Raw genomic sequence first — 13,144 nt, forward strand, 5'->3', positions numbered from 1 at the left:
GGCGTTTAAAAAAAACTTGCGAGCTGTTTGCAGCCTGCGCTTACTCTAGCTTGGCGCTGCTACAGCGCCATCAGAACACAACCTTGTAAGTCGGTTCCGAATGGAAAAAGAGAAACCTCTCCTCCCATTTGAAAAGAGGCTGCGCGCGTGAGCGGGCAGCCTCTTGGGTCGACAGTTGAAAACCGTCTTTTACTTGTTGGCAGCCAGCTGAGCAGCAACTTCTTCAGCGAAGTTGTCCACTGGCTTCTCGATGCCATCACCTACTTTGAAGTAAGTGAAGGAAACGATTTCAGCGCCGGCTTTCTTGACCAGGGCACCGACGGTGACTTCCGGGTTCTTGACGAAAGCTTGCTCAACCAGGCTGGCTTCGGCCAGGAACTTGCTGATACGGCCGCTGACCATTTTTTCAACGATTTCAGCTGGCTTGCCTTTGATCTTGTCTTCGTTGAGGCTCAGGAAAACGCCTTTTTCGCGCTCAATGGCTTCAGCGGAGACCTGCGATGGCAGCAGGAACTCAGGGTTGGTTGCCGCAACGTGCATGGCAACGTCTTTGGCCAGGTCTTCGTTGCCGCCTTTGAGGGCCACAACCACACCGATCTTGTTGCCGTGCAGGTAAGCGCCGACCACATCACCTTCGATACGCGCCAGGCGACGGATGTTGACGTTTTCGCCCACTTTGGCAACCAGTGCTTCACGTGCCGATTCCTGGGCGGCGATCAGCGGAGCTGCGTCGGTCAGTTTGTCAGCGAAGGCTTTTTCAACGCTGGCAGCAACGAAAGCCTTGAAGTCATCTTGCAGAGCCAGGAAGTCGGTCTGCGAGTTCACTTCCAGGATCACGGCAGCAGTGCCGTCGCCCTTGATTGCGATGGCGCCTTCAGCGGCAATGTTGCCGGCTTTCTTGGCAGCCTTGATGGCGCCCGAAGCGCGCATGTCATCAATGGCTTTTTCGATGTCGCCGCCAGCCTTGGTCAAGGCTTTCTTGCAGTCCATCATGCCTTCGCCGGTACGCTCGCGCAGTTCTTTGACCAACGCTGCAGTAATCTCTGCCATTTCAAAATTCCTCTTGGATAGGTTATCAACCATTCCACCCGATCGAACGGGCGTTCAATTCTTCCCGATCCCGTTGTAGCGGCTACACATTACAAAGGCTGTAGCGGTACCAGCAACCAACGGTTTTCGAGGTGGCAAAAAGGGGGCCAAGCCCCCTTTTTGCTTACTGAGTCAACGCCAGGGCGTCAATTACTCAGCTGCGGCGACCGGAGCTTCTTCAGTAGCGAACTCGACGGTACCGCCACCGTTGTTGTTGCGGCCACGGATCACAGCGTCAGCCATCGAACCCATGTACAACTGGATGGCGCGGATGGCGTCATCGTTGCCTGGGATGATGTAGTCAACGCCTTCCGGGCTGCTGTTGGTATCGACTACGCCGATAACCGGGATGCCCAGCTTGTTGGCTTCGGTGATCGCGATGCGCTCGTGGTCAACGTCGATCACGAACAGTGCGTCAGGCAGACCGCCCATGTCCTTGATACCACCCAGGGAACGATCGAGCTTTTCCAGGTCGCGAGTGCGCATCAGCGCCTCTTTCTTGGTCAGCTTGGCGAAAGTACCGTCTTCGGCCTGGATTTCCAGGTCACGCAGACGCTTGATCGAAGCACGGATGGTTTTGAAGTTGGTCAGCATGCCGCCCAACCAGCGGTGATCGACGTACGGCGAACCGCAACGCGCTGCTTCTTCAGCAACGATCTTGCCGGCGGAACGCTTGGTGCCGACGAACAGAATCTTGTTTTTGCCCTGGGCCAGGCGTTCTACGAAAGTCAGAGCTTCGTTGAACATCGGCAGGGTTTTTTCAAGGTTGATGATGTGGATCTTGTTACGCGCGCCGAAAATGTACTTGCCCATTTTCGGGTTCCAGTAACGGGTCTGGTGACCGAAGTGCACACCGGCCTTCAGCATATCGCGCATGTTGACTTGGGACATGATAGTTCCTTGATAAGTCGGGTTTGGCCTCCACGTATCCCAATGACCAACCAGCAGCATCAGCTGAAGGCACCCAGGTCATCGTGTCGACACGTGTGTGGATTTAAGCTTCGCGGGGCTATCCCCGGAAAGCGGCGCATTTTATACCACAAGAACGGCCAAAACGAAACCTGCATTCGCATTTCCCCTCCCGGGCTTTTGCGCGCGCCCTGGATTCGGGCCAGAATGGCCCCAGCTTATAGAGAGAAGCGATAGCCGGATGCTCATGGTTTACCCCTTGCGTCTGGTAGAATCACGCTTTTAAGGGTACTGAAACCCCGGGCCAGCCATCGCGGCCCCGCCGTTTTCGCCCCATTCCGTGTTTATTCGCGCCCGGCGCGTAAAAAGAGAGCCTGTATGACCGTCACCCTCAAAACCCCCGAGGACATCGCAAAAATGCGTGTCGCTGGCCGCCTGGCTGCCGATGTACTGGAAATGATCGGTGAACACGTCAAGCCCGGTGTCACCACCGAGGAGCTGGACCGTATCTGCCACGACTATATCGTCAACGTGCAGCAGGCCATCCCCGCCCCGCTCAACTACAAGGGTTTCCCGAAGTCGATCTGCACCTCGGTCAACCACGTGGTCTGCCACGGCATCCCGGGCGACAAGCCACTCAAGGATGGTGACACGGTGAACATCGACGTCACCGTCATCAAGGATGGCTACCACGGCGACACCAGCAAGATGTTCCACGTCGGCACCGTGCCGGTCTGGGCCGAGCGCCTGTCGCAGATCACCCAGGAATGCATGTACAAGGCCATCGAGATCGTCAAACCCGGCTGCCGCCTGGGCGACATCGGTGAAATCATCCAGAAGCACGCGGAAAAGAACGGCTTCTCGGTGGTGCGTGAGTTCTGTGGCCACGGTATCGGCAAGGTGTTCCACGAAGAACCGCAGATCCTGCACTACGGCCGCGCCGGTACCGGCATGGAACTCAAGGCCGGCATGACCTTCACCATCGAACCGATGATCAACCAGGGCAAGGCCGACACCAAGGTGCTGGGCGACGGCTGGACCGCGATCACCAAGGACCGCAAGCTGTCGGCCCAGTGGGAGCACACCCTGCTGGTCACCGACACCGGCTACGAGATCTTCACCCTGCGCAGCGATGAGACCATCCCGCGCGTCTCGGCCTGATCGCTTGCACCTGCCGCTCTGTACAGAACGCCTATCAGAACCCAAGGAAAGCCAATCGATGCCGCAGGTGGACCCCGAACTCTTCGACCGCGGCCAGTTCCAGGCGGAACTGGCACTGAAGGCCAGCCCCATCGCCGCCTTCAAGAAGGCCATTCGCCACGCCCGCGAGGTGCTCGACCAGCGCTTTCGCGCCGGGCGTGATATCCGCCGGCTGATCGAAGACCGCGCCTGGTTCATCGATAACATCCTGCAACAGGCCTGGGATCAGTTCAGTTGGAGCGAAGACGCCGATATCGCCCTGGTGGCGGTCGGCGGCTACGGTCGCGGCGAATTGCACCCCTACTCGGACATCGACCTGCTGATCCTGCTCGACAGCGCCGACCACGAGATCTTTCGCGACTCCATAGAACGTTTCCTCACCCTGCTCTGGGACATCGGCCTGGAAGTCGGCCAGAGCGTGCGTTCGGTCGACGAGTGCGCCGAGGAAGCCCGGGCCGACCTGACGATCATCACCAACCTGATGGAAAGTCGCACCGTCGCCGGTCCCGAGCGCCTGCGCCAACGCATGCTCGATGTCACCAGCACGGCGCACATGTGGCCGAGCAAGGACTTCTTCCTGGCCAAGCGCGCCGAACAGAAGGCCCGCCACCACAAGTACAACGACACCGAATACAACCTGGAACCCAACGTCAAGGGCTCGCCCGGCGGCCTGCGGGATATCCAGACGATCCTCTGGGTCGCCCGCCGCCAGTACGGCACCCTGAACCTGCGGGCCCTGGCCGGCGAAGGCTTTCTGGTGGAGAGCGAAAACGCCCTGCTGGCCTCATCCCAGGAGTTCCTCTGGAAAGTCCGCTACGCCCTGCACATGCTCGCCGGCCGCGCCGAAGACCGCCTGCTGTTCGACCACCAGCGCAGCATCGCCGGACTGCTGGGTTTCAAGGGCGACGATGCGAAACAGGCCGTCGAAAATTTCATGCAGCAGTACTACCGGGTGGTCATGAGCATTGCCCAGCTCAGCGACCTGATCATCCAGCACTTCGAGGAAATCATCCTCGCCCCGGAAGACGAAGCGCCGCCGCAGCCGTTGAACTCGCGTTTCCAGTTGCACGACGGCTATATCGAGGCGAGTAACCCGAATGTCTTCCGGCGTACGCCGTTCGCCATGCTGGAAATCTTCGTGCTGATGGCCCAGCAGCCGGAAATCAAGGGTGTGCGCGCCGACACCATCCGCCTGCTGCGGGAACACCGTCATCTGATCGACGACGACTTCCGCAACGATATCCGCAACACCAGCCTGTTCATCGAGCTGTTCAAGTGCAAGATCGGCATCCACCGCAACCTGCGCCGGATGAACCGCTACGGCATCCTCGGACGCTACCTGCCGGAGTTCGGCGATATCGTCGGGCAGATGCAGCACGACCTGTTCCATATCTATACGGTTGATGCCCACACCCTGAACCTGATCAAGCACCTGCGCAAACTGCAGTACACCCAGGTCTCGGAGAAATTCCCGCTGGCCGCCAAGCTGATGGCCAAGCTGCCCAAGCCCGAACTGATCTACATGGCCGGGCTCTATCACGACATCGGCAAGGGCCGCCACGGCGACCATTCGGAACTCGGCGCAGTGGATGCCGAGGCCTTCTGCGCCCGTCACCAGTTGCCGCCGTGGGACAGCCGCCTGATCGTCTGGCTGGTGCAGAACCACCTGATGATGTCCACCACCGCCCAGCGCAAGGACCTGTCCGACCCGCAGGTCATCCACGACTTCGCCCAGACCGTCGGCGACCAGGTGCACCTGGACTACCTCTATGTGCTGACCGTCGCCGACATCAACGCGACCAACCCGAGCCTGTGGAACTCCTGGCGCGCCAGCCTGTTGCGCCAGCTCTACACCGAGACCAAGCGCGCCCTGCGCCGTGGCCTGGAAAACCCGGTGGACCGCGAGGAGCAGATTCGCCAGACCCAGAGCGCCGCCCTGGATATCCTGGTGCGCGCCGGTACCGACCCGGACGATGTCGAGCAGCTCTGGTCGCAACTGGGCGATGACTACTTCCTGCGCCACACCGCCGGCGACGTCGCCTGGCACAGCGACGCGATCCTCCAGCAGCCGGCCGATGGCGGCCCGCTGGTGCTGATCAAGGAAACCACCCAGCGCGAATTCGAAGGCGGCACGCAGATTTTCATCTACGCCCCGGACCAGCACGACTTCTTCGCCGTGACCGTGGCCGCGATGGACCAGCTCAACCTGAACATCCACGACGCCCGGGTCATCACCTCCAGCAGCCAGTTCACCCTCGACACCTACATCGTGCTGGACAACGACGGCGGCTCCATCGGCGACAATCCGAAGCGCATCAAGCAGATCCGCGACGGCCTGACCGAAGCCCTGCGCAACCCGGACGACTATCCGACCATCATCCAGCGCCGGGTCCCGCGCCAGCTCAAGCACTTCGCCTTCGCGCCCCAGGTCACCATCCACAACGACGCCCAGCGTCCGGTGACGGTGCTGGAGCTGAGCGCGCCGGACCGTCCCGGGCTGCTGGCACGAATTGGAAAGATCTTCCTGGAGTTCGACCTGTCGCTGCAGAACGCCAAGATCGCCACCCTCGGCGAGCGGGTGGAAGACGTGTTCTTCATTACCGACGCCGACAACCAACCGCTGTCCGACCCGCAGCTGTGCAGCCGATTGCAGGACGCCATCGTCGAACAGTTGAGCGTCAACGCCGAACCGCCCCTTGAAACGATGCGCCTGAGTATCTGACGCGCCGACACCTGAATGAAGCGAGCTCCGTTACCGATGAACAACGCCCTGAACCAGTTGCAGCCCTATCCGTTCGAGAAACTCCGCGCCCTGCTCGGCAGCGTGACGCCGAATGCGGACAAGCGGCCGATCGCCCTGTCCATCGGCGAACCGAAGCACCGCTCGCCGGCGTTTGTCGCCGAAGCCCTGACCGCCAACCTGGAACAGATGGCCGTGTACCCGACCACCCTCGGCGTACCGGCCCTGCGTGAAGCCATTGCCGGCTGGTGCGAGCGACGTTTCGGCGTGCCGAGCGGCTGGATCGACCCGGCGCGCAATATCCTGCCGGTCAATGGCACCCGTGAGGCGCTGTTCGCCTTTACCCAGACCGTGGTCAACCGTGGCGACGACGCCCTGGTGGTCAGCCCCAACCCGTTCTATCAGATCTACGAAGGCGCGGCCTTCCTCGCCGGGGCCAAGCCGCACTACCTGCCGTGCCTGGACGAAAACGGCTTCAACCCGGACTTCGACGCCGTGCCGGCGGAGATCTGGCAGCGTTGCCAGATCCTGTTCCTGTGCTCGCCGGGCAACCCGACCGGGGCGCTGATCCCGCTGGAGACCTTGAAAAAGCTGATCGCCCTGGCCGACGAGCATGACTTCGTGATCGCCGCCGACGAGTGCTACAGCGAGCTGTACTTCGATGAGCAGACTCCACCGCCGGGCCTGCTCAGTGCCTGTGTGGCGCTGGGCCGCAAGGACTTCAAGCGTTGCGTGGTGTTCCATAGCCTGTCCAAGCGCTCCAACCTGCCGGGGCTGCGCTCGGGCTTCGTGGCCGGTGACGCGGATATTCTCAAGGCCTTCCTGCTGTATCGCACCTACCACGGCTGCGCGATGCCGGTGCAAACCCAGCTGGCCAGCGTCGCGGCCTGGAACGACGAGATCCATGTGCGCGCCAACCGTGCGTTGTATCGCGAGAAGTTCGATGCGGTGCTGGAGATTCTGGCGCCGGTGCTGGATGTGCAACGCCCGGATGGCAGCTTCTACCTGTGGCCGAATGTGCAGGGCGATGATGCGGCGTTCTGCCGCGATCTGTTTGCCGAGGAACATGTGACCGTGGTGCCGGGCTCCTATCTGTCCCGCGAAGTGGACGGCGTCAATCCCGGGGCCGGGCGCGTGCGCATGGCCCTGGTTGCGCCGTTGGCAGAGTGTGTCGAGGCCGCCGAGCGGATTCGCGCGTTCATCCAGCGCCGCCAGTAACCCCGGCTACTTCACCGAGCCGAGGTTCGCCTCACTCAGATCCAGTTCCGCCAGCACCTCGCGCAACACATCGTCGCCGATCTGGTGCTGGCGACTGAGCCGGTACAACTCCAGGCGCTGCGCCCGCAGTGCCTTCAAGCGCAAGCGGCGGTCCAACTGGTCCATCTGGAACGCCAGCGCCTGGGCTTCGGTGGAGTCGTTGAACACCTCCAGTTGATGCCGGTATTCGGCCATCAACTGCGCTTTCAACTCGGTGGCCAACGCGGCCTGGGTCGCATCCTGGGCCGCGTCCTGCGGTACGCCCAACTCCTCGCCCTCCAGCACATGGATCGCCGCTTCGGCGGTCTTCTTCCAGGCTTCGCGCACTTCGCCACGGTGCCTGTCATCCTGGCTTTTCGGCAAGTCGCGCAACAGCAGCGGCAGGACAACACTGGCCGTCACCAACGACAGCAGGATCACCCCGGCGGCGATGAAAATCAGCAAGTCACGCTCGGGAAAATCCACCCCGGGTGCGATCAGCAGCGGCACCGACATCACACCCGCCAACGTCACCGCCCCACGTACACCACCTACCGTCAGCAACCAGCAGGAACGCCCCTTGGCCATCCCTGACAACGGATCTTTGCCACGCCAGTGCCGCAGCAGCTCCGACAAGCGCCAGATGCTGTGCACCCAGACAAAACGCAACACCACCAGGGCCAGAAAGATCGCCAGCACTTCGAGGCAGCGATAGAGCAAGGTCGGCCACAACGAAGTCTCGTGGCTGGCAACCGCCTTGACGATATCCGGCAACTGCAAGCCCAGCAGCAGGAAGATCAGCCCGTTGAAGGCGAACTCCAACAGCGACCAGACACTGCGGTTGAGCAGCCGGGTGCTGGTCTGGCGCGGCAACAGGTCGAGCCAGCTCTGCATCATCCCCGCCGCCACCGCCGAGAGGATTCCCGACACCCCGAGGCGCTCGGCCAGCACATAGGCGGCGAACGGCAACAGCAACATGAACACCACGTGGGTCGCCGGATCGTCCCAGCCACGGGCGATCATCCAGACCCGAAAGCGCCCCACCAGCCAACTCAGCGCCACGCCGACGGCCAGGCCACCGACCGCCACCAGGACAAAGGTCAGGCTCGCATTGGCCAGGGAGAAGGCACCGGTCACGGCCGCCGCCAGGGCGAACTTGAAGGTCACCAGGCCCGACGCATCATTCATCAGCGCCTCGCCCTGGAGCATATGCATCAGCGGCGTCGGCAGACGGTTCTGGGCAATGGCGGAAACCGCCACGGCGTCGGTCGGTGACAACACGGCGGCCAGGGCGAAGGCCACCGGCAAGGGAATGGCCGGCAATAGCCAGTGAATGAAATAGCCGGCACCGACCACGGTGAACAGCACCAGCCCCACGGCCAGGGTCAGGATCGGCCCGCGCAGGCGCCACAGATCGCGCTTGGGCATGCGCCAACCATCGGAAAACAGCAACGGCGGCAGAAACAGGAACAGAAACAATTCCGGGTCCAGGGCCACATGCAGGCCCAGGGTCGGCCAGGCCAGCAGCGCCCCCGCCGCAATCTGCACCAGGGGCAGCGGCAGCGGGATCACCCGCCAGAGCAAACGCGAGACACCGACCAGCATCAGCAGAATCAGAACGGTGTAGGCCGTCTGCATAAAAGGCATTCCCAATCGTTTAAAGCATATCTCTGGCAACGGTTTGCCGTCGAAGTGCCATATTAGCCGCTTATGCTGCCGCCCGGACGCTGCACCAAAGTCGCAGTCGGCAGGGGAAGATGTAACCGCACACGACTAAGGCGCCTAAGCGGCCCGGTCATGGCATAATCTTCAACCTTTCATCCCTCGCATCTCCAAAGGGGAGGCAATTGCTGTGACCGCTTCGAGCAAAACGTTGCACCTTTTCGGAATCAAGGCGTGCGACACCATGAAAAAGGCCCGCACCTGGCTCGACGAACAGGCCGTGCCCTACGCGTTCCATGACTACAAGACCGCCGGCATCGACCGCGAACACCTGACCCAGTGGTGCAACGAGCACGGCTGGCAAGTGGTGCTGAACCGCGCCGGAACCACCTTTCGCAAACTCGACGACGAACGTAAAGCCGATCTCGACCAGGCGAAAGCGATTGAACTGATGCTGGCACAACCCTCGATGATCAAGCGCCCGGTGCTTGATCTCGGTGACCGAACCCTGATTGGCTTCAAGCCAGATATTTATGCGGCGGCCCTCAACTGAGCCAGAGCGCTCAAGGCCCCCACTCATTTTGCAAGAGGTAACTGCATGTCCACTACTCTGTTCAGCCTGGGCTTCGGCGTTGGCACCCAGAATCGTCAAGGTGCCTGGCTGGAAGTTTTCTACGCCCAACCCCTGATTCAGCCGTCGGCCGAGTTGGTCGCCGCCATCGCGCCAATCCTCGGTTACACCGGCGGCAACCAGGCGATCACCTTCAGCACCGCCCAGGCCTCGCAACTGGCCGACGCCCTGAAAACCGTCGACGCCGCCCAGGCCGCCCTGCTGACCCGCCTGGCCGAAAGCCACAAGCCGTTGGTCGCCACCGTATTGGCAGAAGACGTCCAGCTGACGTCTACCCCCGAGGCTTACCTCAAGCTGCACCTGCTCTCCCACCGTCTGGTCAAGCCCCACGGCCTGAGCCTGGCGGGCGTGTTCCCGCTGCTGCCGAACGTGGCCTGGACCAGCCAGGGCGCCATCGACCTGTCGGAGCTGGCCGCCCACCAACTGGAAGCGCGCCTGCGTGGCGAGCTGCTGGAAGTGTTCTCGGTGGACAAGTTCCCGAAAATGACCGACTACGTGGTGCCGAGCGGCGTGCGTATCGCTGACAGCGCGCGGATTCGCCTGGGTGCCTACATCGGCGAAGGCACCACCGTGATGCACGAAGGTTTCGTCAACTTCAACGCCGGCACCGAAGGCCCGGGCATGATCGAAGGCCGCGTTTCGGCGGGTGTCTTCGTCGGCAAGGGGTCGGACCTGGGCGGCGGTTGCTCGACCATGGGTACCCTGTCCGGCGGCGGCAACATCGTCATCAAGGTCGGCGAAGGCTGCCTGATCGGCGCCAACGCCGGTATCGGCATTCCGTTGGGCGACCGCAACACCGTGGAATCGGGCCTGTACGTGACCGCCGGGACAAAAGTGGCGCTGCTCGACGAAAACAACCAGTTGGTCAAGGTGCTCAAGGCCCGCGACCTGGCCGGCCTGCCGGACCTGCTGTTCCGTCGCAACTCGGAAACCGGTGCGGTGGAATGCAAGAGCCATAAGTCGGCCATTGCGCTGAACGAAGCCCTGCACGCGCATAACTGAGCAGGATTGTTGTAGGGGCCGGCTTGCTGGCGGGGGTGCCTGTGAGGCCGCCTTCGCGGGCAAGCCCTGCTCCTACAGGTTTATGTCGTACGCAAAACCTGCGCTCGGCGCCCTACTGTAGGAGCAGGGCTTGCCCGCGAAGAGGCCCTCAAGGTCGGCAAAAACTTCACGAGCCAGACCAATGCCTACAGGTTTCGCGCCCCCTCGCCCACGCTCACCAGGGCCGAACACCATGCTGATACCTTCTCCCTGGCGCGCCGATTTCCCGGCCATCGCCGCCCTGCAACGGCAAGACCAGGTCTACCTGGACAGCGCCGCCACCACCCAGAAGCCCCAGGCGCTGATCGATGCCCTGGCACACTATTACAGCAACGGTGCGGCCAATGTGCACCGTGCCCAACACCTGCCCGGCGCCCATGCCACCCAGGCCTTCGAGGACAGTCGAAGCAAGACTGGCCAGTGGCTCAATGTCGGCAATAGCGGACAAATCGTCTTCAGCCACGGCGCCACCTCGGCGCTGAACCTCCTGGCCTATGGCCTGGAAGCGCTTTTCCAGCCCGGCGACGAGATCGTCATCAGCGCCCTGGAGCATCACGCCAACCTGCTGCCCTGGCAGCAACTGGCGCAACGCCGGGGACTGCGCCTGGTGGTGCTGCCGATCACCGACAGCGGCCTGATCGATCTGGAAGCCGCCCGCCCGTTGATCGGCCCACGGACCCGCCTGCTGGCGGTCAGCCAACTGTCCAACGTGCTCGGGGCCTGGCAACCGTTACCGCAATTGCTGGCCCTGGCCCGCTCGTTCAACGCACTGACCGTGGTCGACGGCGCCCAGGGCGTGGTCCACGGTCGCCACGATGTCCAGGCGCTGGGCTGCGATTTCTATGTATTTTCCAGCCACAAGCTCTACGGCCCCGATGGTGTCGGCGTGCTCTATGGCCGCCACGAAGCCCTGAGCCAACTGCGCCACTGGCAATTCGGCGGCGAGATGGTGCTGGACGCGGACTATCAGCAGGCCAGCTTCCGCCCGGCCCCCTTGGGCTTCGAAGCCGGAACACCACCGATTGCCAGCGTCATCGGCCTCGGCGCGACCCTCGACTACCTGGCCGGCCTCGACCAGGCCGCCGTATCGGCCCACGAAGCGGCGCTGCACGCCCACCTGTTGCAAGGCCTGAAAGTCCGCAAGGGCATCCGCCTGTTGGGCGAACCGCAACTGGCACTGGCCAGCTTTATCGTCGACGGCGTGCACAACGCCGATCTGGCGCACCTGCTGACCGAGCAAGGGATTGCCGTACGCGCCGGGCATCACTGCGCAATGCCACTGATGAAACAGCTCGGACTGGCCGGCGCGATCCGCGTATCGCTGGGTGTGTACAACGACTCCGAAGACCTCGAACGGTTTTTCGAGGCACTGGATCAGGCCCTGGAGCTGTTGCGATGAGCCTGCCCGCTGAAGCACTGCTGGTTCTGGAAAATTTCCGGCACCTGGCGGGCTGGGAACAACGGGCGCGCCTGCTGATGCAATGGGGAGAGCGCTTGCCGCCCTTGAACGACGCCGACAAGACCGAGGCCAACCGCGTCCATGGCTGCGAAAGCCAGGTGTGGTTGACCGGTCGGCTGCATGACGGTCAGTGGCAGTTTGCCGCGAGCAGCGATGCACGAATGATTCGTGGGCTGGTGGCGTTGTTGCTGGTGCGGGTCAATGGCTTGAGCGCCGACGAATTGCAGCAGGTCGACCTGCCCGACTGGTTCAACCAACTGGGCCTGTCCCGACAATTGTCGCCGTCCCGCAGCAACGGCCTGAATGCCGTGCTTCAGCGGATGCGTGAATTGACCCAATAAGCCTCAGGCCTGCGGTTTGATCCGATCCGCCGGCCGGCGCATGCCCGCGACGATCTTGTCCACCGCCTTGGTCGCCGCCACCATGCCGAAGGTCGCCGTGACCATCATCACCGCGCCAAAACCACCGGCACAGTCCAGCTTCACCCCATCACCGACAAAACTCTTCTGCAGGCAGATGCTGCCATCGGGCTTCGGATAACGCAGCTGCTCGGTGGAAAACACACAGGGCACGCTGTAATGGCGGGTCACCGTGCGGGAAAACCCGTAGTCACGGCGCAAGGTCGAACGCACTTTCGAGGCCAGGGGATCATTGAAGGTACGGTTCAGGTCGCAGACCTGGATCAAGGTCGGATCGATCTGCCCACCCGCCCCGCCCGTGGTGATGATCTGGATCTTGCGCCGCTTGCACCAGGCGATCAGCGAGGCCTTGGCATTGACGCTGTCGATGCAGTCGATCACGCAGTCGATGTCCGGGGTGATGTACTCGGCCATGGTTTCCCGGGTCACAAAATCGGTCACCGCGTGGACCTGGCAGTCCGGATTGATGCCCTTCAGGCGCTCGGCCATCACCTCGACCTTGGCCCGACCCACGGTGCTGTCCAGGGCATGCAACTGACGGTTGCTGTTGCTAACGCAGACATCGTCCAGGTCGAACAGCGAGATCTCGCCGACACCGCAACGGGCAATGGCTTCCGCCGCCCAGGAGCCGACACCGCCGACGCCGACGATCGCCACATGGGCGGCCTTCAGCCGCGCCAGCCCTTCAATGCCATACAACCGGGCGACGCCGGCAAACCGCGGATCTTCTGCACTCATGACCATTACCCCAAAAACCG

The 13,144-nt window shown here is 62.3% G+C and carries 11 protein-coding genes; 7 read left to right on the forward strand and 4 right to left on the reverse strand.

Features of this window, described 5'->3' with window-relative positions; all coding sequences use genetic code 11:
* Window positions 1-189: 189 nt before the first annotated feature.
* Window positions 190-1,050, reverse strand: a complete 861-nt coding sequence (gene tsf / locus M5B42_RS05175) for a translation elongation factor Ts (protein WP_177099781.1) — start codon at window positions 1,048-1,050, stop codon at window positions 190-192.
* A 189-nt stretch (window positions 1,051-1,239) separates the two neighbouring features.
* A complete protein-coding gene (gene rpsB, locus M5B42_RS05180; protein ID WP_100938580.1) occupies window positions 1,240-1,980 on the reverse strand; it encodes a 30S ribosomal protein S2 in 741 nt (246 codons plus the stop codon).
* A 396-nt stretch (window positions 1,981-2,376) separates the two neighbouring features.
* Between rpsB and map the strand changes: the two genes are divergently transcribed.
* Genes map through dapC form a run of 3 tightly spaced genes read left to right on the forward strand, consistent with a single transcriptional unit; the run spans window position 2,377 to window position 7,156 of the window.
* A complete protein-coding gene (map, locus tag M5B42_RS05185; RefSeq protein WP_103496376.1) occupies window positions 2,377-3,159 on the forward strand; it encodes a type I methionyl aminopeptidase in 783 nt (260 codons plus the stop codon).
* A gap of 58 nt (window positions 3,160-3,217) precedes the next feature.
* Complete coding sequence (locus tag M5B42_RS05190) at window positions 3,218-5,920, forward strand: [protein-PII] uridylyltransferase (RefSeq protein WP_248745187.1); 2,703 nt, start codon at window positions 3,218-3,220, stop codon at window positions 5,918-5,920.
* A 36-nt stretch (window positions 5,921-5,956) separates the two neighbouring features.
* Window positions 5,957-7,156, forward strand: a complete 1,200-nt coding sequence (gene dapC / locus M5B42_RS05195) for a succinyldiaminopimelate transaminase (protein ID WP_248745188.1) — start codon at window positions 5,957-5,959, stop codon at window positions 7,154-7,156.
* A 6-nt stretch (window positions 7,157-7,162) separates the two neighbouring features.
* Here the strand turns inward: dapC and M5B42_RS05200 are convergent, their stop codons facing one another.
* Window positions 7,163-8,812, reverse strand: a complete 1,650-nt coding sequence (locus tag M5B42_RS05200) for a Na+/H+ antiporter (RefSeq protein WP_103496425.1) — start codon at window positions 8,810-8,812, stop codon at window positions 7,163-7,165.
* Between the two features lie 214 nt (window positions 8,813-9,026).
* On the opposite strand from M5B42_RS05200, the gene M5B42_RS05205 reads away from it, so the two are divergent.
* The 4 genes from M5B42_RS05205 to M5B42_RS05220 all read left to right on the forward strand — a co-directional run bounded on the left by M5B42_RS05205 (window position 9,027) and on the right by M5B42_RS05220 (window position 12,308).
* Entirely contained in the window at window positions 9,027-9,389 is a 363-nt protein-coding gene (locus M5B42_RS05205; RefSeq protein WP_103496373.1) for an ArsC family reductase, read from the forward strand.
* Window positions 9,390-9,434: 45 nt separating this feature from the next.
* Window positions 9,435-10,469, forward strand: coding sequence for a 2,3,4,5-tetrahydropyridine-2,6-dicarboxylate N-succinyltransferase (gene dapD / locus M5B42_RS05210; protein WP_103496372.1), 1,035 nt, complete (start codon window positions 9,435-9,437; stop codon window positions 10,467-10,469).
* Window positions 10,470-10,701: 232 nt separating this feature from the next.
* Window positions 10,702-11,907 (forward strand): cysteine desulfurase, encoded by a 1,206-nt coding sequence (locus M5B42_RS05215; RefSeq protein ID WP_248745189.1) that lies wholly within the window; start codon window positions 10,702-10,704, stop codon window positions 11,905-11,907.
* On the forward strand, window positions 11,904-12,308 hold the full coding sequence (locus M5B42_RS05220) for a SufE family protein (RefSeq protein WP_103497397.1): 405 nt from the start codon (window positions 11,904-11,906) through the stop codon (window positions 12,306-12,308). Before M5B42_RS05215 ends, M5B42_RS05220 begins: the two co-directional genes overlap by 4 nt.
* Before the next feature lie 3 nt (window positions 12,309-12,311).
* On the opposite strand, the gene tcdA is transcribed toward M5B42_RS05220, so the two are convergent.
* Window positions 12,312-13,130: a tRNA cyclic N6-threonylcarbamoyladenosine(37) synthase TcdA gene (tcdA, locus tag M5B42_RS05225; RefSeq protein ID WP_248745190.1), complete on the reverse strand. Its 819-nt coding sequence runs from the start codon at window positions 13,128-13,130 to the stop codon at window positions 12,312-12,314.
* Window positions 13,131-13,144 lie beyond the last annotated feature (14 nt).

The sequence above is a fragment of the Pseudomonas sp. MWU12-2037 genome, assembly GCF_023242345.1.
Classification (GTDB): Bacteria; Pseudomonadota; Gammaproteobacteria; order Pseudomonadales; family Pseudomonadaceae; genus Aquipseudomonas; species Aquipseudomonas gingeri_D.